The sequence below is a fragment of the Coleofasciculus sp. H7-1 genome, from assembly GCF_057473865.1.
Genome location: NZ_JBYCCT010000013.1, coordinates 1 through 20,100, shown reverse-complemented (window position 1 = coordinate 20,100; position 20,100 = coordinate 1). Strand labels below are relative to the sequence as shown.

Here is a 20,100-nt window from a genome sequence, read left to right as displayed (position 1 = left end):
TAAGGTATCCGGGTCTTCTTTCCAACCACGGGCTAATTCTTGCACCGCCGCACGTCGCACATCCGAATTGTCATCGGTTTGCGCCCGTTGTTTGAGCCAAGGTAAGGTATCCGGGTCTTCTTTCCAAGTTGTGGCGACAGATGAGACGGCTTGCGTGCGAATTTCCGTAACCAATTTTGCCTCATCTCCATAGAAAGCGTAATCATAAGGAAGGTCATACTGAGTTAAGTCCTTCAGATCATTGAGGAGTTGGTCAGTTGTTGCTGCAATCGATGAGCGATTCCTCACTTCTGAAAGGCACTTATCTGCTAAAAATAGATTGATAAACTTTTCATTTTCGCCCTTTTGCGCCATCAGATAATCTAAAATTTTACCTGCAAAGCTCGTATTAATCATCCCCGCAATCAGCCGCAGCACTTCATGCCAAGACTCATCCTGCCAGTGCTTACCAAAAACCTCCGTTTTGAGTTCTTCAAGCGTCAAACCCCCTTCAAGTCCCCGTTTCCCAAACCGCTCAACAAATTCGCAGGCACAGAAGTATTCTAAAAACGTCCGATGCACAAAAGCATAGTAATCTGCACCCAAGAAACACAAAATAAAGTTACGGTGTCGCAGTTGCTCAATCAGTAATCTAGCAACAGTTCTCGCTTGCTCAACTTCTATAGTTTTCAGATAATCAGTCAAAATCTTTTCTAAATCATCTGCACTAATCAAGTTGCCAGCCAAACCTTTTTCACTAGCTTGCATGTGGTAGGCAACCTGACGCAACATCGCCTGCTTATCTTGATAGTCAATCGTTACCGAATCTATCCTCGGATTTTCTAGCAATTTCTGCTCCACATCCCATTGATGCAGCAGTAACCGCGAGGCTTGGTTGTAGAGTTCTGGTCTATCTCTTGGCAATTCTTGATTGCGGTTTAAAATCGCCATCATTGTCAGCAGGAGAGGATTTCCCGCCAGTTCCCCAATCGCTGAAGAAGTCTCAATTGCCCTTTGCAGTCGCTCCCGCTTTCTAACTTTATCTGCTTCATCAGTGAAAGTTAATTCATGCCATCGGTTGATAAAGTCCTTAATTTGACCTGGCTCTAAATCTTGCAGCATGAAGTGACGAAACTGGGCATCTCGCAGACGTTGCGATTTATAGCCAATAATGCGAGAAGTGACAATTACCCGCGCCTTCGGATAATCATTGGTGAAGCGATGGATATCAGTAATTACCTCCTCCCGTTTCGCTGGATCGAACACTTCATCCAACCCATCAAACATCACCGAAACCTTACCATCTTTTAGCAGTTCGTGAAGTTCATGCTGATTGAGGCGACAGACAATTCCACAGCCCTTGTGAAAGAATTCTAGAAAATCCTTGCACTCTCCAGAGTCCCGATTGCGAATGTAAGTCCGCAATTCAATCAGCAACGGAATCGGCTGTTCTATAACAGTATTGAGAGGCGTTCTTGCCCAATTCAAAGCGATGTATTGCAACAACGTAGACTTCCCAGAACCGGGATCGCCCAAAATTACAACACAAGGATAACTTTGAGAGTCATTAACAATATCTAAAACTGAGCAAATAGGCTGTTGATAATAAACCTGTTTGTATCGTTCCCACTCCTCTGGGTTAACGTCTGCTTGGAGTTGGTTACTTTCCCTCAGCCGTTTTTGGTGTTCTTTAGGAATTTCGTAAACTTGGGGTAAATATTCCTGGCATTCTCGCACATTTTGTGCTAGAAAAATTTGCCATACCTTGAGTTTTTCTCGATAGTCGTAAACACTCGTATCTAAACTATCTAAATTAAGATTCCCGTATCGCTCTTGCAGCCCTTCCTGATACCGCTTTAAGTCAAATTCCGGAGAAATTCCAGCCAATTCTTTAGTGCTTTGCTGAATTGCTTCCAAATTTTGAGAGTCCAGTATAGTGCGTAATTCGTCTGATTCGCGGATGATGGCTTTAACCTTATTGAGATAAAGCTTACCAATCCGTCCCCAATCAAAATCTTCTGGTAAAGACAACAAATCAAGGCGATACCAAATTTTAGATAATTCTTTAGTATCTATAGCTTGACAGTCATATTGAAAAGCACTGCCCAGTATTTTTTTAACTGAGGCATCGTTAATAAATTTGTTTAACGATTTAGTATATTGTTTCAGTTGTTCCTCAGAAAGGTCAGCGCTTTCTAGTTCCTGCTGCACCAATTGCAAAAATTCCTTCAGAGCTTTACCCGCTGCCTTTTGCAGAGTATCTTTCTGGAATAATCCCGTAAAATCCTTGATGCTGTCTTTGAAAAAATCTTTGACGTAATCCTCTAAAACTCCTCTTGCTAAAGGAGCCAGCACCTCTGTAAACACAAATCCGGCGACAGTATAAACTCCCCAGACCAGTAACCAATCCATCATAATACTCGTACCTACTGAATTCCGTAGACTACGAGTATAGCGAGTATGTTGGCGCGATCGCTTTGAGCGTGCGAGTCTCGAAAGAGCGATCGCTACCACCAATTAGTATGGAGTTAATATCAGATAATTTTGATGCTGAGAGGTTTTTTATGAAAGAAAGCACCATTAACAAGCAAGCGAACATCTCTGTTGAGTCCCCCTTATGGGAAGAACTTGCCGATGAAGCAGCCGCTACCTGCGTCGGAGGAAGTGCGCTGACGGATCTTTTCGGCGAATTAGATGATGCGATCGCATCATCGCCTTTTTCAGAGGAAGGTAGCCAGTTTGTTGAGGAAAATAGCGGGACTATTCAAGACATCTTCCAAGGTTGGATCAATTATATTGACCTGATCGATAACCTTGGCTGATTAAGAGGAACTGTATCGGAAAATTTTTTAACGCAGAGTAACGCCAAGGAAATCACTCTCGGTACGCAAAGAGCTTTTCTTTTGCGTACCGAGAGCGTTTAACCCAGAAACTCGCGGGGATCAGTGACATATCCAGTCAACGCCGAAGCCGCAGCCGTATAAGGCGAAGCCAGATAAATCCCCGCCTCTTTATTCCCCATCCGACCGGGGAAATTGCGGTTAGTCGTAGAAACGCAAATTTCCGGCTCATTCATCCGCCCGAAAGTATCCTTGGGGCCACCTAAACAAGCGGCGCAGGAAGGTGCAGCAGGCTCAATGCAACCAGCCGCCAAGAAAATCTCAGACAGGGTTTGTCCTTCGTACTTCTGCGCGAACAAGTCTTCGTAGACTTTCTGCGTTGCCGGTACTAGATAAGTAGGAACCTTCACCTGCTGTCCCTTAAGAATGCGGGCTGCGTACATAAAATCTGAGGTTTTGCCGCCAGTGCAGGAACCGATATAAACTCGGTCAATCTTGACATCCCGGCATTCCCGCGCCAAAGCACGATTATCTGGAGAATGGGGCTTAGCGACTACCGGCTCTAACTTGGAGACATCATAATGCCGATCTGAGTAGAAACGAGCATCAGCATCCGTATAAACTGGCTCGAAAGGCTTGTCAGTCCGGGCGCGGACGTACTCAAACGTCGTCTCATCTGGGGCGACAGTGCCATTTTTACCACCCGCCTCAATCGCCATATTACACAGCGTCATCCGGTCTTCCATCGAAAGACCGTCGATGGTACTACCGGCAAATTCCAGCGCCCGATAGGTGGCTCCAGCAACACCAATATCTCCAATGATTTGCAAGATTAGGTCTTTCGCCAACAGGTAATTCGGCATCTCGCCATCAAAGACAAAGCGCATCGTCGCCGGGACTTTAATCAGCAGCTTGCCGGTGCCCATAATGAAACCAGCGTCCGTGTTGCCGATGCCGGTGGCGAACTGACCAAAAGCGCCCGCGTTGCAGGTGTGGGAATCGGTACCAAACAGCACTTCCCCAGGACGGGTGTGACCTTCTTGTGCTAGGGCAATGTGGCAAACACCTTTGTAATCGGGATTGGCTTTAAAGTCGGCTCGGTCGGTGATGTCGTAGAAATATTTAATGTCTTGCTCTTTGGCAAAGTCGCGCAGAATATCAACGTTGCGGTTAGCGCGTTCGTCGGCAGTAAAAATGTAATGGTCTGGAATCAAAACAATCTTTTCTTTGTCCCAGACTTTGGCATCTGCGCCAAATTCGCGCTTGAATACTCCGATTGTACCGGGGCCACAAACGTCATGGGTCATTAACAAATCAACGTTAACCCAAATATTTTCCGTCGGTTCGACAACAGACCGACCGGAGGCACGAGCCAAGATTTTTTCGGTGAGGGTCATCCCCATAGCTATTTTCCTCTTTCCTTGCAAAGACGCGATCGCTTTTATTTGATAATGCCTATTTTCTCCAGCACTCTGTCATTCTATAACAATGTATTTCAGACAACTAATACTAATGATAGATGTGGGCTGGATGCCTGAAGTGTTTTGCTCTCGCCAGTTCCACCGATTTTAACCACTAAAATTTATCAGGTTAGCCGCAGACCAGAAACAATTAAGTTTAAGAATCCTCTTGGATGTTGAAACTGTAACAATTTTAGGTGTAACCTACATCCCTAATTAGATTAGCGCCAAGGAACAAAGTCAATTACTGAAACTTATTTAGCAACAAACCCGCTCGACAAAATTAAAAAGAAGGGTATAACCTTATAGAGATAAATATGAATACTAAAAACGCTCGTGGATTCATCAATTTACTTTAGAGACATAAATATTAATTAATAATTTTTCTAGGTCGCTAGTAAGGAATAATGGGTAATTAGTACAAGTAAAAACTTTTCAGTTCTAGAGACGCGATAAATCGTGTCTTAATTTTGAATTCAAGAACTCTCTTCAACTCAAAACTCTCATTACCCATTACCCATTACCCATTACCACTTCAACAGATTAAACTGCTCCATGTCCACCGTCTCGCGGTTGCGATATATCGACAGCACAATCGCCAGACCCACAGCAGCTTCAGCGGCTGCAACAGTAATTACAAAGACGGCAAAAACCTGACCTTTAATTTCTTGAGGATCGAGGAAATTGGAAAAACCCATTAAATTCAGGTTTACAGAATTCAGCAGCAATTCAATCGACATCAGCACGCGAACAGCATTACGGCTGGTAATCAAGCCATAGATGCCGATGCAGAAGAGGGCAGCGGCTAACAGTAGAAAATACTGAAGTTGCAGGTGCATGAGTTTTCTGGGTTTCTATGTGTTGGTATCTATGGGGAGTTTAGTGCTTTCGGTGCCGACCGTCAAAAGTTCGCGGGGACGTTCTGGCAACGTTAAAGCGGTTGGTTGAGTTAGCTGAGGTGTAATTTCTCCTGGAATGTACTCACGACGCGCCAGAATAATTGCGCCCACCATTGCCATTAACAACAACACAGAGGCCAACTCAAAGGGTAACAAAAAGTCACTGAAGAAATGCAGACCAATCTGCACAATGCTACTTTCAACGGGAGTGGTCAAGATAGCTAAAGTCCAGGGAGTTCTGATTACCATCGTACCCAGAAGCGCAAATAAACCGATACAAACCAGAGCAGTAGACCCCTGGCGAATCCAGCGATTGCGAATGGGTGCAAAATCCTCCCGCTTGTTTACCAGCATGATGGCAAACAAAATCAGGACGTTAACAGCTCCAACATAAATGAGAACCTGCGCTGCCGCTACAAAGTCTGCATTGAGAAGAAGATACAGCCCAGCGATGCTGATAAAAACTCCGCCCAGTAAGAAGGCTGAGTAGACAATATTAGAAAACAGCACCACCCCTAAAGCTGAGCCAATCATCATCAGCGACAGCAGGCCAAACGAAACAATCTGAACGCCTTCAGCTAGATTCATTTTTGTCCTTTGTCAGTAGTCAGTAGTTCATTAGTCATTAGTCATTAATCATTAGTTTTTTGCGAGTGACTAATGACGAATGACTAATAACTTTTATTTTTCCGTTTGTTCCAGAATTTCCTCTGGAAGCTGACCAGCGCCACGCGAACCTTCTGGCAGGTCGTGCGGGTCCATGACGCCCTTGGGTAGGTAGACAAGTTCGCGCAGCGGCGTCACCATTGGGTCTTGCGTGACCTTGTACGGCAGGCGACCCAGTGCCACGTTGTCATAATTCAATTCATGACGGTCGTAGGTGCTAAGCTCGTACTCTTCGGTCATCGACAGGCAATTGGTTGGGCAGTATTCCACGCAGTTGCCGCAAAAGATACAAACTCCGAAGTCGATGCTGTAGTGCTTGAGCAGTTTCTTTTTGCTTGCTTTGTCAAACTCCCAATCCACTACTGGTAGGTTGATGGGACAAACCCGCACGCAGACTTCACAGGAAATGCACTTATCAAATTCAAAGTGAATTCGACCCCGGAAGCGCTCGGAGGGAATGAGTTTTTCGTAGGGGTACTGGACTGTAATCGGACGCCGCCGCATATGGTCAAAGGTTACAGACAATCCTTGACCAATATATCGAGCCGCTTGGACGGTTTCTTTGGCGTAATCGCCAACTTGTTTGAGGAACTTGAGCATTGTTCTGTGTCTCTCTCTTATTAGAGAATCGGTTATTGGTGATTGTAGAAAAAGGTAATTTTTCCCACGATTTATTACCCATTACCGATTACCAATTACCCGCCAAAAGCAACGGGAAATGCTAATTTTAGTGCTGCGGTCAGTAGCAGGTTGACTAAAGACACTGGGAGCAGAAACTTCCACCCTAGATCGAGTAGTTGGTCAATGCGAACCCGTGGTACAGTCCAGCGCAGCAGAACAGCGATGAAAACTAGGAAGTAGGCTTTGAGGAGGGTCATGGTGATCCCCAGTGCTGCATCAATCACCTGCAACCAGGGACTGGTTTCATTGACTCCTAGCCAGCTGCCTAACATTGAGATGGGAATGGGAAATTCCCATCCGCCTAGATACAAGATGGCAACTAGCAGGGCGGAGAGGACGAGGTTGACGTAGGAGCCGATGTAAAATAGACCGAATTTCATCCCGGCGTATTCGGTCTGATAACCGGCAACCAGTTCTTCTTCGGCTTCTGGCAGGTCAAAGGGGAGTCGTTCGCATTCTGCCAAAGCGGCAATCCAAAAGATGAGGAACCCCACGGGTTGCCGCCAGACGTTCCAGCTGAGGATGCCGTAGCTGGATTGCTGTTCTACGATGTCGATAGTGCTAAGACTGTTGGACATCATCGCGATCGCAAGTACCGAAAGCGCTAGGGGAATTTCGTAACTAATCGACTGCGCTGCCGCCCTTAAACCCCCTAGTAGGGAATACTTGTTGTTTGAAGAATAGCCGGACATCAGCAAGCCAATCGGCTGAATGCTGGAGAGGGCAATCCACAAAAAGACGCCGATTCCGACGTTAGAGATTACCAGGTTTTGCCCAAACGGCACGATCAGGAAGGACAAAAACACTGGGATGACGACGATGATTGGGCCTAGCGTGAATAGCAAGCTGTCGGTCTTGGCTGGGACAATATCTTCTTTAAAAACCAGCTTCAGACCATCGGCGACTGGCTGCAAAACACCCAGTGGCCCTGCGAATTCTGGTCCGATTCGCTGCTGAGCCGCAGCAGAAATCTTCCGCTCCAGCCAGACGACCACCAGCACCCCTACGGTAGCACCAATAATCATCAGAAACATCGGCAGCGGCATCCAAATGGCTTTGGCGGCACCTGCTGGGATGCCCAGATCCCTGAGGGATTGGATAAAAGTTCCTTGTAGGTCAATACCTGGGTTCATGTTTCCCGAACGAAGTAATTACTAGGACAATTCGAGACAAGATGTATCGAATCAATCTATCTGTTCTTTTGTGAAGATTTTTTTCAGCTCCACTGCCTAGTATATCGTTGGAGCGCGTCCAGCCCAGCGCAGCAAATGAGAAATTCTACTTATCCTTAAGTTAAAGTTTTCTGTGGTGAGGAAGAGGGAGGTGCGATCGCGCGTTGCGCTGACTTGTCAGTTCGCTCAGTTGTGGCGTGTGAAAGTGTGATCGCGTTGCACAGAAAAAGTCAGTTCGCCTGTGTAATTATGACTGATGCTCCTCGAACCAGACGGCTAAATCGCTTGCTGCGGTGAAATCCAACAGCGCCTCCCCCAATTCCTCTAATTGAGCGATGGGTAACGCTTGAATCCGCTCTTGCATCTGTGGGTCAACTGCACCCAGACGCCGCGCCAGCAGACGCATAATGAGTGATAGTGCCTCCTCTTTCTTGCCTTCTTGCTTTCCTTGTTGCACTCCCTTTCGGATGATGGCTTGATAGGTTACTGATTCCTGCATAATTTCCTCCCTCAAAAGTTGGCGAATTAAACTCTCGTCAAAGAAAAAGTCAGTTCGCGCGAAGCGCAGAAAAAGTCAGTTCGCTCACTTGTGGCGTGTGAAAGTGCGATATCGAAGCGCAGAAAAAGTCAGTTCGCGCGTTGCACAGAAAAAGTCAGTTCGCCTGTGTAATTATGACTGATGCTCCTCGAACCAGACGGCTAAATCCGTTGGTGCGGTAAAATCCAACAGCGCCTCCCCCAATTCCTCTAATTGAGCGATGGGTAACGCTTGAATCCGCTCTTGCATCTGTTGGTCAACTGCACCCAGACGCCGCGCCAGCTGACGCATAATGAGTGATAGTGCCTCCTCTTTCTTGCCTTCTTGCTTTCCTTGTTGCACCCCCTTTCGGATGATGGCTTGATAGGTTACTGATTCCTGCATAATTTCCTCCCTCAAAAGTTGGCGAATTAAATTTTCGTCAAAGCGCAAACCAGCCAGCACCTCGATACAAGCTGCAACATTCCCCCGCTGCTCTGGTTCCTCAATCATATCGAGCTGGGCAACTACTTGCTCCAGTAGGGTTTGGGGTGAGTCGCTTCTAGCTAGCGCAGCTAGTGGTAAGAGAGCGATATTTCCCAGAAAAAAGGCGGGATCTTGCTCCCACATTCGGATGACTCGGTATCGGTGCTGGGTGTTGGTGTCGGTGAACTGGTTGGTAAAGACGGCTTCTGAAGTGGTGGATTTTAGAAAGATCGCAACTTGCTCAATGGGACAGCGATACTGTCGATACAGTCGTACCCAGTAATCCAGCATTCTAAATGGCAGTGGGGGATCGGATGCTGGCAGGGTTTGGAATTCGATGTGCAAGATCCGATTGCCAGTTTGCAGCAGGGTGAGGGAATCGGCGCGAATCGGTTCTGTACTGAGTTCGGTTTTAAGTACCTGAATATCAGTAGGCTCAGCTTCGAGTAGCCATAACACAAACTCGGCTGGGTACTGTTCTGCCAGATATTTGCAAATATTGTCGGTAGCCAATGGTAAGCGGGTGTTGAGATTCTTTGCTTACTTTACTGGGGAAAGGTGAATCAAAGCGATCGCGCAAAAACTTCTGAGAAATAGCGATTTATCGTCTAGCGCTGGGAATACTTAAATAGAAGGTTATTTTCTATCGCTCCTCACCTCTATTCGTTATGACTCAGACGAATCTTCTGGAACTCGCTCGCGCAGGAGATGTGAGGGCGATCGCATCCCTAATTAACCACCAACTGCAACCCAAAGGCATCACAGCGAAAGCTACCCTTAAGGATGATTGCCTACAAATCATGCTGGAATCAGCTCAAGTGCCGAATCAGCAAGCCCTCGTCACATTCATTCGTAAATGGATAACTCAATTGGGGGTTGAGTGTATCAAGAGAGTCAAGGTTTATGGGCGTCTGACAGGTGATGAATTTCCATCTTGGAGTCAAGACTTTGAGGCTACGAGCGTGGGGAATAACGCTCAATCGGAAACCAGTATTCCTAGCACAAAAAATTCCGTTTCCGAAAATTCAAAAACTTCAACAAATCAGGATAATTTAAAAATTATAGCTTCTCCCAGGATTCAATTTCAAAGTAAAACTTCCTGTCCTCGCACTTACTTGGTTCCATCCATTTTAGTCACCCTATTTGCCTGCATTCCTGCTGGATTAGTTGGTATTTCTTTTGCTAGCCAAGTTAAAAGTAAATATCAGCAAGGTGATTATGACAGTGCTTTATCTGCATCTAAGAAGGCAAAAATATCGTGCATTATAGGAGTAAGTATCGGGGGTTTTATCTTTGTTACAGCCTTTGTTCATGGATTCCGACAGGGATTCCAAAAATCTATTCAGAGACAAGTGGCAACAAGACAGCAATCAATAGCTCCATATGTACCCCCAGCAGTAATATCTCACCCATCAGAATATCTGCCTCCAATTGAAACATATCTAGAAACAAATCCAGTACATAATGCCTTGTCTCAACTTGATGGTCATGCTTATCTAATGGGGGCTGACAATGTATTCCTTGGAATTATTTCTAGTGATAGGATTAATGAAAAATCTATTTGCAATCAAGTTGGTGAGTTTGGAAGTCGTGTCACCTCTAAAAGTGTTTGGAATCGAGTTGGCGATTATGGAAGCCGTATTTCCGATACAAGTGCTTATAAAACTAATACCAATCAGCCACCTATAATCGTAAATGAAAATAATGAAATTATAGGATTTTTAACTGTGAATACAAGAATTAAAGGTGCAGTTGATCCTGATTTTCTTCATGCCGCTATGTGTCAGCAATAACAGGCTAGCGTTGACAACCAGGAATACTAAAACTTATATAATTGTGTTTTGGTGAAAAAAGAGCGCTCCCTCTTAACCTCAGTTTTTGCAAAAAGCGATCGCTTCCTCCTTTCCCCCTATTTTTAGGATAATTGATCGCTCCTCCCATCTACGCTACAGAAAAAACGCGATCGCTCGTCAGACTTTGACTATGTTGTGGTGCAGTAAATGAGCCAGAATTGGAACTCCGGCGATCCCTTGACGAGGGCACAGGATGCCGAAATAGATCCTCGCAAATTCGAGGAATATTCGATGAATCCGAATAATCCTGCTAATCAGAGAAAGTGGATGGCATTTGCGGCAATTGGATACGATGTGGAAAGTGCTGAGAGTCGTAATGCTGCTGCACAAGATGTCATCAACCAACTGCGTCAAGTTCTTGCCAATGTACCAGCAACCCAAGGTCAAACTAGCATCTATGGTCTTCGTTTTCAGGTACGGGTAAGGATTCAGGGGTTAAATGGCAGGGAAGGAACCCTTGTCACCAACTGGCAGATTGACAATGGCAAAGATGTTCCTAGGCTAATCACAAACTGGCTCGAAGTAGACCAATGATAGGAAAATGACGATGAAAGCTAAACTATACGATCGGATAGAAACATTAGTGGAAGTTCAAGCAGACTTCGGCAACCGAGTTATTCCCAGAAGTACACTGGGAACAGTAGTGGAATGCTATGAAAATCCCGAAGGTTATGCCGTGGATATTGCCATTCCTAATGAAAGTTTGGTTGGAGGCTTTGAATACGAAAACGTTATTCTTAGTCCTGAACAATTTGCTCTCTTGGATACCGCCTCGAAAAAGGTCGATGTTAGCACTAGGTAATAGTTTCGGCTGGTAAGGAAGGTTTTTACAATGTTAGCGATCGCTTCCTGCGTTTTCCCCTATTTTTACGAAAAGCGATCGCTTCCTCATACAATTTTTGTCAGAAGCGATCGCATTTTTTCGGGTTCTAGACAACTATCGCTGTTCTATAGGAATGTAGCTAGCTTCGCGGGAACCCGTATAAATTTGAGTCGGACGATAGATGCGGTTTTCTCCTAACTGTTCCTTCCAGTGAGCCAGCCAACCAGCAACACGAGCGATCGCAAACACGGGTGTAAACAAATCTGTAGGAATGCCCATCTTTCGGTAAACTAGACCCGAATAGAAATCTACGTTTGAGTAAATTCCTTTTTCGCCTAATTTTTCCTCTACCGCCCGTTCCAACTCCACAGCGATGTCGTAATACTTATCGTGACCAAATTTCTCAAACAGTTTTTCTGCCAAGTTTTGTAGAATGGTCGCTCGCGGGTCTTTCACTTTGTAGACGCGATGACCAAAGCCCATAATTTTCGCTTTGCGCTGTAAGGCATCCTTTAGCCACGCACCGACATTTTCCACCGAGCCAATTTCTTCTAACATGGTGATGACTTCTTCATTCGCCCCTCCATGTAGTGGTCCTGCCAAAGTTCCCACAGCTGAGGCAATTACTGCGTATGGGTCGGTCAGGGTTGAAGCCGTCACCCGTGCCGAGAAGGTGGAGGCGTTCATCGTATGTTCTGCATGAAGTGTCAAGCAGACATCTAAAATCTGCGCGGCGAGGGGGTCGGGTTCCCGCTCGTTCAGCATATACAAGAAGTTCGCAGAATAGTCTAAGTCATCGCGGGGTCGCACGGGGTCGTTGCCTTTCCGCATCAGTTGGAACGCTGCCACCATTGTGGGAATCTTTGCTAGGAGGCGCACCACCGCTTCCCGAATGTAAGCGGGGTTATCTAAAGCGCGACGGGAGTAAAACAGACCCAAAGCAGCGGCAGAAGCTTGCAGCGCATCCATTGGATGCCCGGTTTCCGGAAAACACTTCATCATGTCCCGGATGCGATATTTGATCCGCCGATGATAGCGAATTTCACCTTCAAAGGCCTCAAGTTCTTCCTTAGTTGGGAGTGTACCCCAAATTAATAAATACGACGTTTCTAGGAAGGTACTCTTTTCTGCGAGGTCTTCGATGCGAATGCCGCGATATTCCAGTATTCCCTGTTTTCCATCGACATAGCTGATACTGGATTGGGCAGCGGGAATGCCTTCTAAACCTGGTTTATACTCGCAGACAGTCATGTTGCTACGGATTGGGTGAGGGGAACACTACTCAAGTTACCTTACCAGAAACTGCTTTTGCAGTCGCCCGTATTACCAGAATTTTTGTACGAGTGTCATAACAGCCACTTGGGAGAGGTGAGTAAAAACATCTGGCTATGACCCACGGGCGATCGCGCTGACGGTAAGGTTAATCCAATCATGCCTGCTTTTTTCAGGATTAAAGCTTCTTGAGTAGCGTCCCACACCAAAATTTCTGCCCAATTGCCTAAGTTTGGCTGATGTCCCACAAGGGCTAACTTCATACCGCCCCCAAGCTGCCATGCTTCTAACCAACTTAGCCAAGTTTTAATGTCACCAGCGGGAGCAAGGCAGCTTGATTCTTCCAAATGGGGGCACAAACCTGCGGCGACAAGAATTTCGGCGGTTTGGCGTGCCCTCACTAAGGGACTGGTTAGGATCAGGTCGAAGCGCAGACCGATTTCATCGAGTCGTTTTGCCACTTTAGCGGTTTTTTTGTGTCCCTCACGGGTAAGCGATCGCTCCTCGTCATTAGCGTCCTCAGATGCCTCAGCGGCGATTCCGTGGCGAATCAGATAAAGTTCCATTGGTTAATTTCTCATTGAAGAATGGAAGAGTAGCAATTTCCATTCTTCCATTCTTCTTCTACTCACCATGAAGCAGATGGTCTTTTGGGTTGACCAACCGAAGCAGATTTTGCTTGATTTGGGTGTCAAAAACTTCCCATTTCATCTTGGCGTACTCGGAATTTTCATTGAAACCGCCCAAGAATCCCATCGGAATTTCAAAGCCGCCTGCTGAGAGTCGTCCGCCGCCAAAAAAGCGTCCGTGACTGTCTTGACCAAAGGCTTCTTTGATAAACTCGTCCGGGTCGAGAGTCAGCTTGCTGGTTCTCAGGGAGCCAATCACGACTTCTAGTTCTTCGTCTTCGTCGTGGACAATACCGTAGACGACAGCAGTGTGGACGTTTTCTTCTGTTACTAGAAAGTCTGCCGCTTGGGGGATGGCATCTCGGTCTTCATAGCGAAGATAACCAACACCGGCGATGGAGAAGTTATTTTGCACAGTGCGGTTAGTAAGCGATCGCTCGATTACATCCATCACCCGTTTTGAGCGATACGCCTGCAAGATTGCATTCAGCAGCTGAGCATCATAAAAACGGCTGAGATACCCCGCCGCCTGAAAATCCTCTTCCTGAGCTTGCATCAGCCGGTTCGTGTCTGACCTCAGACCATGCATTAATGCTGTGGCACATTTTACGTGTTCGCCAACACTGCTATCCAGCTTCAGTAACCCTGCTTGGAGGTACTGGGTTAAAATCGTCGCCGTGGCTCGTGTGGAAGGGCGAATATCCGTAAATTCAGCATTAAGTTCCGTCTGTATGCTGTGATGGTCAATCACAACCGTAATCGGGATTCCTGCCTTTTGCACCCAAGGCAGTAATTGACAGGTGGTGCCCTGGTTATCAATCAGAACACAGCCCTGATACACAGACAAGTCCTTCTCCTTCTCCTTCAGGCACTGGACGCCCAAGCGTTTTGCTGGTAAACCTGTGAGTTTAACCAGGGCAATATTTTCTTGGTGGCTGAGGGTGCCTGCGTACACAATTTCGCATTGGATGTTGTACTGCTTGGCAATCAGTTGATACGCCCAAGCACCCGAAAGAGCATCCGGATCGGGGAAATCTTGGAGAATTACCAGATGGCGATCGCCCCGATGACGCTCTAAAGTCTGTCGTAGCGATTCCACGATTCTTTCCAATGGTGGTTCGCTCGACGCTCTTGCTGAATAATTACCAGATCCATTCACTGTCTGTGTGGGAGTCGTCTCTGTTTGTGTTTGTTGAATTTCAACCACAGATTCCGAATCCGACTTGGTGTCTAAAGGCTTTGACTCGGCGGCGATTGGAGAACCATTCAGAGGCTTAAGCAAATTAGATGGCATATTATGGATAATGCAGGTGTGCAAGGCTATAAAATTAGTATTTCAGTTGCTGCAACGGTCTCTCTCCTCACGCTTCCTGCCAAATATTTGACAGTCAGTCAATCCCCCACAGGGAATAAAAAAGTGCAGTATAGAAACCCTTGTAAATGCCGCGAAAGTTCTCCTCTTTACTGCGAAAACAGGTTTCCGCCAGATGCCGTGATTACGCTTGTCTTGATCTTGTCTTGATATAGACCTACCTATTCATCGATCTTGACAAAAAAACTGGCAAACGACACTCCCCCTGTGGTCGCGTTTTCCGGTCTTGACCTTTTACCGTTGCGCTCTTGCTCAATGATTTGCTACCGATTGGCGATGAGGGCTTGAGGAAGGGTGCAATGTTCCTCAGCCCCTAGTCGTAGGGGCACTACCCGTACTTGCCAGTCCCTTCACCAGCCAAATTTTAAAAACCCCCCGCAGTCGATCTCAATGCAGGGGGCTAAAGGCCAATCACATATTTTTTCCACTCCTGATGCGTACCACTTTTGAGGTGTTTCGCAACTTCAAAGTGCAGACTACTGTAAGGCTTGCGGGGCGGCTGCCGCAAAATCATGTTAGCTTCTTTAGGGGTACGGCTGCCTTTGTTGACATTGCAGCGCACGCAAGCGGTGACAATGTTTTCCCACGTATCGCCGCCGCGACGAGAGCGGGGAATTACATGATCGAGCGTTAAATCGTCCCCGGTATAACCGCAATATTGACAAGAATGACTATCGCGGTGGAGGATATTTCGACGAGTCAGGGGAATTTCCTTGTAAGGAACCCGGACATAGTAGCGCAGCCGAATTACCGTCGGAAGTGGAAAATCTGAGTAGACGTATTTGCCGTTGTGTTCAACCCGCTCTGCTTTCCCTTTGATCAACAAGACAGCCGCCCGCCGCCAGCTGGTGATGTTGAGCGGTTCATAAGAGGCGTTTAACACCAGAACCTTGCCCATAGGGTGATTGAGATATAGAGAAGATTTTTTCAGATGGTAACACAGTTAACCCAAACGCTGTCAGGATCGAGAGATAGAGAGGGGGCACAGGAGCAGAGGAGCAGGGAAAAATTCCTGTTTTCATTCACTCCCCACTCCCCACTCCCCACTCCCCACTCCTCATTCCTCACTCCCCACTCCTCTCTTTTCAGTCCTCAGTCCTCAGTCCTCAGTCCTCTCTCCTCTCTTTTCAGTCCTCAGTCCTCAGTCCTCTCTCCTCTCTCCTCTCTCCTCTCTCCTCTCTCCTCTCTCCTCAACACTGGCAAACCACTCAGTTTTGACTTTGCCGATGAGAAGATAAGTTGTCATCTCTCCTTTGCCTTTGATGTGGATGACACCCCGCTCTTTAAATAGAAACCGATTTTGTAGTAGCTTGTAGGTGGAGTCGGTGACTTGAATGTGCCCTGGAAGACCGTGGGATTCCATCCGAGAAGCGGTATTCACCGTGTCACCCCACAAATCGTAGATAAATTTCTTGATGCCAATGACGCCAGCGACGACGGAACCTGTGTTGATGCCAATGCGGATGCTGAAAGATTCACCCGTTTTGTCGTTTAAGTTAGCGATCGCTTGTTGCATATCGAGTGCCATTTGGGCGATCGCTTCTGCATGATCCTCTCTGGGTATGGGCAGTCCTCCCACGACCATATAAGCATCGCCAATTGTCTTTATCTTCTCCAACCCATGTTTTTCCGCTAGGTGATCGAAGGCGGAGAATATCTTGTTGAGCAGATTCACCAGTTCTTTTGGAGGCTTATAAGCCGAAAGCTCTGTAAAGTTAACAATGTCGGCAAACAGCACCGTTACTTCTGCAAAGCTATCAGCAATTGTGTTTTGCTCCAGTTTCAACCGCTTGGCGATCGATTCGGGTAAGACATTGAGCAGCAGACGCTCAGATTGTTCCTGTTGATAGCGCAGAGCTTCTGCCGCTACTTTACGATACGTGATGTCTACAACAGTTCCTTCGTAATAGAGCAGCGCACCCTTGGCGTCATACACAGCACGCGCATTCTCCGAAATCCAAATTACGGTGCCGTCTTTGCGATAAACCTGAGATTCAAAGTCCGTGATGATGTTGTGTTTCTGCACTAGGCTGATAAATTCGTCTCGACGATTCGGTTCGACGTAAAGTTGTCGCTGCATATCGGCGATCTTTGCTATCAGTTCCTCTGGGGAAGAGTAGCCATAGATGCGGGCAAGAGACGGATTAGCGCTGAGGTAACGTCCTTCAGGTGTTGTCTGAAAGATCCCATTAACGACATTTTCATAAATGTTGCGATATTTCTCTTCCGCTTGCCGCAAAGCTTTCTCAGCTCCTTCTCGCTTTTTTAGATTGCGGGCAAATGCCACAAAAACATAAATTCCTGTTGCCAGTACAATAAGTGCAAAAGCTTCAATGAAAATCTTTTTCCTAGCCAGTTTATCGATGCGTATTTGTAATAATTTATCTAAACTTGGAAAAACACTATCATAAAGTTTAAATTGAGCATCAATGGCTTGCATACCTGCTGCAAAATAGTCGGTTTCTTTAATATTAAGGCTCGGAGCGGTGATGATTTTTTGATTTAATATCTCTATAAATACAGTAGCTATCGCAAAGCTTTCTTGAGCAGATGGTTTTAATTGAGGTTGCAAGTTGGGATTTTCATGAAAGGCGACTTGCATTCCTCTGTTGACTTGATCTATTGGCAATTTGATTAAGCTGGATAGAACGATTAAGTGTGCTTTTTCCTCTGAATTGATTTGTTTTCGTTCCAGTATATTTGTACCCAAGTCTCTTGCTATAGCCGTATTTTCAATTGCTGGAGGAAGTTTCGTTATTACCGTATCCATTAGATAATAACTGTCAAGTTCAGGATCGAGTATCAGGTTGGAAGTATCGCCTACGTGGGCAATCAGGGCAAGAATATCTGCAATCAGCGCTGTGTGGAAATCGAAGCTTTCTTGAGAGCTAAGGGTAGGTGATTGTTTCTTTAGCTCCTGCCACTTTCTCTTTAGCATCTTCCAGCCTTCGGTTGTTTTGAGGATGTTTCCCATCTGACCCTCGACAGCATCAATTGCCTTGAGATCCTCTTCTATTTGAGACTGAATGGCTGTAATTTTTGTTGAAAAAAATATATCACCGCTGAATCGAGAATTTGCTTGGGCGCGATGCTGTACGACATCTTCTAATAGCTCTATTAAGGGAAAACTATAGTCAAGACCTAACTGTTCTTTCTGTGCAAAATCAATTCCTACTTTAATTTCAGCTAGGAGTTGATACACAACCACCGCAAAGGGAAGAAGTAAAATGAGAAATAAGCTGGGTAAACAAAGTTTACTTTTGAGTCTACGAAAATGCTTCTTCAACATTACGGTTTCCATTAAATTTTCCTCAGTATTACTATAAGCGTGACTTGCTCCTTAAATAAATTTTTATTTTAAGGTAACAAATAAATTTAAAAACATAAAAAGTAACAACTGTATAAACAGATTTTTCAAGTGCCCTCTTATAACATTTTGCTTTGACGTTGCATGAAATTAGATGAGCAATGCCTACCCTCCACACTTTTGGGGCACTCTGTTCAGATAGTACGGTTTCTAGGGGTAAGGAGATTGGTAGTTCTATGGTCATTGCCTTTAACATGGATGATACCCCGCTCCTTAAACAGATGAAATAGCATACTAGTCAGCACTCACCCGCTTCTTGATGTGGCTGGGAACTCTTGTACTGGCGGCAATCGTGCTAAAAATCGCGCTGTATACAAACCTACTACCCGCATGAATGTGACCCCTACGTGACAGGCGTCACATTCATACGGTATCCAGCCTCACTAAGTCGTGAGGCGACTGTCATACGCTATCAAGGTTTTCAATCACCAAATCCTCCAGAGAAAAAGTTTACATTTAGAATAAAGAATTCTCGATAGCGCAATGCAAGTTCAAGTGACCAGTAAGCACTCAAGAGTTCTCAAGACTCCCCAACTCAGGGATGTCTTACCAGATACTCATCAGATTGAACCACTCACTAATTCAAACAAGCTGGTGCAGAATATTCCGGAAGCTCAGGAAATAATTTGTCGATTTTTTTTGGACATTGTTAAGCAATGGACACCTGATTTAGTTTTATATGAGTTTAAAACTTTATTTATTAATCCGGGCAAAGCGCGTGACTCAGCACACCTACAAGCACTCAAAAGAATTCTTATTTCTAAAAATGAGGAAGACTTTAAAAATACATTAAAGCGTTCTTGTTATATTCTTCTCAATAACTGGATATTGGCTCGGCACTACCAGGCTTTACAAGATTTAATTCAATTAATTTCTAATTCTGCTGACGGTAATGGCATCTCATCTCCGGCTGTAAAATGTCTAAAGACTTGGCTGGCAGATTTTGTTAATAGCCAAGACTATGAAGAACTCAAGCTATTTGTTTCTAAATATGAAAATCGAGAGCAAGACCATTGGAAGAGCCGTTATGCTTCCTATTTGTTAGCCCCCCAGTATGTTAATAATAAAAATTCAGAAGAACAGCGCCAAGCTGCTAAAGGATTATCGAAGCAGTTAAAAGACCAGTTTAAGTTTGAGCTGGCAATGTACACAGCCCATTCTGAATCTACTGGATTTAACAATAAGAAAAACCAAAATCCTACGGCTTTGGGCGATCAAGCGCTCCGTTTAATTAAAAAAGTTATCGCCAAACGCGGTATGTTCAGCTATGAAAACATTGCGAATATTTTCCTAAAACAAACCAAACAACTGAAGTACAAGTATTTTAAGCAAGGCTTACTAAAATATTTATTTTATTCGACGGGAAACAAAGGTGAGGTAGAGAATTTACAAACTGATTTATGGAAAGTTTTAGAATTCCTCTATAAAGATGCTGATGAAGAAGAGGTCAATAGCCTGCTGCTGATTAAAACCTGTAAACGGGTGATTGAATGTTTAACAATCAAGAATAATGGCGAACCTTCTTCACTGTTTGTTTCATTAGCTTCTGAAGGAAAATCGGTTACTCTAGCAATCCTCCTGCTGAAGATTATTCTAATTTGTCCTCCGACTCGGACGCATTTAGAAGTTTGTCTTGCTAAATTAATTCAATACTATGAAGAATATTCGCAAGAAGAATGTTCTTGGGTAATTAATTTTTTGGAGGTGATAAGAATTACTTTAACGATTTATACGGAAAATGTTCAATTCGATTTAGTGAATATGGAAGAGGATAGTCTCTCCCCGTCGCCTAGTGTTGATGGGAATGCTTATCGAGTTTTTTCTCGGAAGTATGGGAAATAACCGGAAAATTGGCAGTGACTTTAGAGGGCTACCTGTTTAAAGCGGGACGGTGAAACTTAACTACATCATTGAGTCAGGGGAAGACAGCGGATGCCTGGAGTTAGCGTCGGGTTCCTTAGTGGGACTTAAACAAATTTTAACCCCAAACAAAGCCCAAACTAGCTTTATAAGCAAAGAATACGTTCTGATTGTGGTTCAACCACTCAATAAAACGAAAAGACATCGCTGTACGAAACGCCTCT

18 protein-coding genes are annotated in these 20,100 nt (G+C 45.3%); 5 read left to right on the top strand and 13 right to left on the bottom strand.

The features are described from left to right. Positions 1–2,394 (bottom strand): NACHT domain-containing protein (locus tag AC2VDX_RS03465; RefSeq protein ID WP_486928097.1); only part of this gene is annotated, 2,394 nt, incomplete at its 3' end. Positions 2,395–2,543: 149 nt separating this feature from the next. Between AC2VDX_RS03465 and AC2VDX_RS03460 the strand changes: the two genes are divergently transcribed. After that, on the top strand, positions 2,544–2,801 hold the full coding sequence (locus tag AC2VDX_RS03460) for a hypothetical protein (protein ID WP_378175149.1): 258 nt from the start codon (positions 2,544–2,546) through the stop codon (positions 2,799–2,801). Positions 2,802–2,899: 98 nt separating this feature from the next. Here AC2VDX_RS03460 and AC2VDX_RS03455 read toward each other — a convergent pair whose 3' ends face one another. The 7 genes from AC2VDX_RS03455 to AC2VDX_RS03425 form a co-directional block, all read right to left on the bottom strand. After that, positions 2,900–4,222, bottom strand: a complete 1,323-nt coding sequence (locus AC2VDX_RS03455; RefSeq protein WP_378175146.1) for a 3-isopropylmalate dehydratase large subunit — start codon at positions 4,220–4,222, stop codon at positions 2,900–2,902. A 584-nt stretch (positions 4,223–4,806) separates the two neighbouring features. After that, positions 4,807–5,118, bottom strand: a complete 312-nt coding sequence (gene nuoK / locus AC2VDX_RS03450; RefSeq protein WP_378175143.1) for an NADH-quinone oxidoreductase subunit NuoK — start codon at positions 5,116–5,118, stop codon at positions 4,807–4,809. Positions 5,119–5,133: 15 nt separating this feature from the next. Further along, complete coding sequence (locus AC2VDX_RS03445; protein WP_378175141.1) at positions 5,134–5,766, bottom strand: NADH-quinone oxidoreductase subunit J; 633 nt, start codon at positions 5,764–5,766, stop codon at positions 5,134–5,136. A 93-nt stretch (positions 5,767–5,859) separates the two neighbouring features. Beyond that, the gene (gene ndhI / locus AC2VDX_RS03440) at positions 5,860–6,444 is read right to left on the bottom strand and encodes an NAD(P)H-quinone oxidoreductase subunit I (RefSeq protein ID WP_378175138.1); all 585 of its coding nucleotides are present in this window, start codon (positions 6,442–6,444) and stop codon (positions 5,860–5,862) included. 95 nt (positions 6,445–6,539) lie between these two features. Then, positions 6,540–7,658, bottom strand: a complete 1,119-nt coding sequence (gene nuoH / locus AC2VDX_RS03435) for an NADH-quinone oxidoreductase subunit NuoH (RefSeq protein ID WP_378175135.1) — start codon at positions 7,656–7,658, stop codon at positions 6,540–6,542. A 286-nt stretch (positions 7,659–7,944) separates the two neighbouring features. Then, entirely contained in the window at positions 7,945–8,196 is a 252-nt protein-coding gene (locus AC2VDX_RS03430) for a DUF4351 domain-containing protein (RefSeq protein ID WP_378175132.1), read from the bottom strand. Positions 8,197–8,367: 171 nt separating this feature from the next. Beyond that, positions 8,368–9,213, bottom strand: coding sequence for an Rpn family recombination-promoting nuclease/putative transposase (locus AC2VDX_RS03425; protein WP_378175129.1), 846 nt, complete (start codon positions 9,211–9,213; stop codon positions 8,368–8,370). Positions 9,214–9,368: 155 nt separating this feature from the next. On the opposite strand from AC2VDX_RS03425, the gene AC2VDX_RS03420 reads away from it, so the two are divergent. The 3 genes from AC2VDX_RS03420 to AC2VDX_RS03410 all read left to right on the top strand — a co-directional run bounded on the left by AC2VDX_RS03420 (position 9,369) and on the right by AC2VDX_RS03410 (position 11,355). Next, entirely contained in the window at positions 9,369–10,493 is a 1,125-nt protein-coding gene (locus AC2VDX_RS03420) for a CD225/dispanin family protein (RefSeq protein WP_378175127.1), read from the top strand. A gap of 207 nt (positions 10,494–10,700) precedes the next feature. Further along, positions 10,701–11,087, top strand: coding sequence for a DUF6883 domain-containing protein (locus AC2VDX_RS03415; RefSeq protein ID WP_378175124.1), 387 nt, complete (start codon positions 10,701–10,703; stop codon positions 11,085–11,087). A gap of 13 nt (positions 11,088–11,100) precedes the next feature. Further along, on the top strand, positions 11,101–11,355 hold the full coding sequence (locus tag AC2VDX_RS03410; RefSeq protein ID WP_378175121.1) for a hypothetical protein: 255 nt from the start codon (positions 11,101–11,103) through the stop codon (positions 11,353–11,355). A 135-nt stretch (positions 11,356–11,490) separates the two neighbouring features. Here AC2VDX_RS03410 and AC2VDX_RS03405 read toward each other — a convergent pair whose 3' ends face one another. From AC2VDX_RS03405 to AC2VDX_RS03385, 5 genes are all read right to left on the bottom strand, one after another. Then, on the bottom strand, positions 11,491–12,627 hold the full coding sequence (locus tag AC2VDX_RS03405; RefSeq protein ID WP_378175118.1) for a citrate synthase: 1,137 nt from the start codon (positions 12,625–12,627) through the stop codon (positions 11,491–11,493). A 95-nt stretch (positions 12,628–12,722) separates the two neighbouring features. Further along, positions 12,723–13,214, bottom strand: coding sequence for a phosphohistidine phosphatase SixA (gene sixA / locus AC2VDX_RS03400; protein ID WP_378175115.1), 492 nt, complete (start codon positions 13,212–13,214; stop codon positions 12,723–12,725). Positions 13,215–13,272: 58 nt separating this feature from the next. Further along, a complete protein-coding gene (locus AC2VDX_RS03395) occupies positions 13,273–14,571 on the bottom strand; it encodes a DHH family phosphoesterase (RefSeq protein WP_378175113.1) in 1,299 nt (432 codons plus the stop codon). 478 nt (positions 14,572–15,049) lie between these two features. Further along, entirely contained in the window at positions 15,050–15,547 is a 498-nt protein-coding gene (locus AC2VDX_RS03390) for an HNH endonuclease (RefSeq protein ID WP_378175110.1), read from the bottom strand. Between the two features lie 243 nt (positions 15,548–15,790). Then, positions 15,791–17,950, bottom strand: a complete 2,160-nt coding sequence (locus AC2VDX_RS03385) for an adenylate/guanylate cyclase domain-containing protein (RefSeq protein ID WP_378175107.1) — start codon at positions 17,948–17,950, stop codon at positions 15,791–15,793. A 549-nt stretch (positions 17,951–18,499) separates the two neighbouring features. On the opposite strand from AC2VDX_RS03385, the gene AC2VDX_RS03380 reads away from it, so the two are divergent. Continuing rightward, the gene (locus AC2VDX_RS03380; protein ID WP_378175104.1) at positions 18,500–19,858 is read left to right on the top strand and encodes a hypothetical protein; all 1,359 of its coding nucleotides are present in this window, start codon (positions 18,500–18,502) and stop codon (positions 19,856–19,858) included. Positions 19,859–20,100 lie beyond the last annotated feature (242 nt).

Bases quoted from the DNA above. Each gene is read 5' to 3' on its own strand.
- nuoK (WP_378175143.1), bottom strand. From the start codon at position 5,118: ATGCACCTGCAACTTCAGTATTTTCTACTGTTAGCCGCTGCCCTCTTC.
- AC2VDX_RS03390 (WP_378175110.1), bottom strand. From the start codon at position 15,547: ATGGGCAAGGTTCTGGTGTTAAACGCCTCTTATGAACCGCTCAACATC.
- AC2VDX_RS03420 (WP_378175127.1), top strand. From the start codon at position 9,369: ATGACTCAGACGAATCTTCTGGAACTCGCTCGCGCAGGAGATGTGAGG.
- AC2VDX_RS03405 (WP_378175118.1), bottom strand. From the start codon at position 12,627: ATGACTGTCTGCGAGTATAAACCAGGTTTAGAAGGCATTCCCGCTGCC.
- AC2VDX_RS03380 (WP_378175104.1), top strand. From the start codon at position 18,500: ATGCAAGTTCAAGTGACCAGTAAGCACTCAAGAGTTCTCAAGACTCCC.
- AC2VDX_RS03445 (WP_378175141.1), bottom strand. From the start codon at position 5,766: ATGAATCTAGCTGAAGGCGTTCAGATTGTTTCGTTTGGCCTGCTGTCG.
- AC2VDX_RS03415 (WP_378175124.1), top strand. From the start codon at position 10,701: ATGAGCCAGAATTGGAACTCCGGCGATCCCTTGACGAGGGCACAGGAT.
- AC2VDX_RS03460 (WP_378175149.1), top strand. From the start codon at position 2,544: ATGAAAGAAAGCACCATTAACAAGCAAGCGAACATCTCTGTTGAGTCC.
- AC2VDX_RS03410 (WP_378175121.1), top strand. From the start codon at position 11,101: ATGAAAGCTAAACTATACGATCGGATAGAAACATTAGTGGAAGTTCAA.
- sixA (WP_378175115.1), bottom strand. From the start codon at position 13,214: ATGGAACTTTATCTGATTCGCCACGGAATCGCCGCTGAGGCATCTGAG.
- ndhI (WP_378175138.1), bottom strand. From the start codon at position 6,444: ATGCTCAAGTTCCTCAAACAAGTTGGCGATTACGCCAAAGAAACCGTC.
- AC2VDX_RS03455 (WP_378175146.1), bottom strand. From the start codon at position 4,222: ATGGGGATGACCCTCACCGAAAAAATCTTGGCTCGTGCCTCCGGTCGG.
- nuoH (WP_378175135.1), bottom strand. From the start codon at position 7,658: ATGAACCCAGGTATTGACCTACAAGGAACTTTTATCCAATCCCTCAGG.
- AC2VDX_RS03430 (WP_378175132.1), bottom strand. From the start codon at position 8,196: ATGCAGGAATCAGTAACCTATCAAGCCATCATCCGAAAGGGAGTGCAA.
- AC2VDX_RS03385 (WP_378175107.1), bottom strand. From the start codon at position 17,950: ATGGAAACCGTAATGTTGAAGAAGCATTTTCGTAGACTCAAAAGTAAA.
- AC2VDX_RS03395 (WP_378175113.1), bottom strand. From the start codon at position 14,571: ATGCCATCTAATTTGCTTAAGCCTCTGAATGGTTCTCCAATCGCCGCC.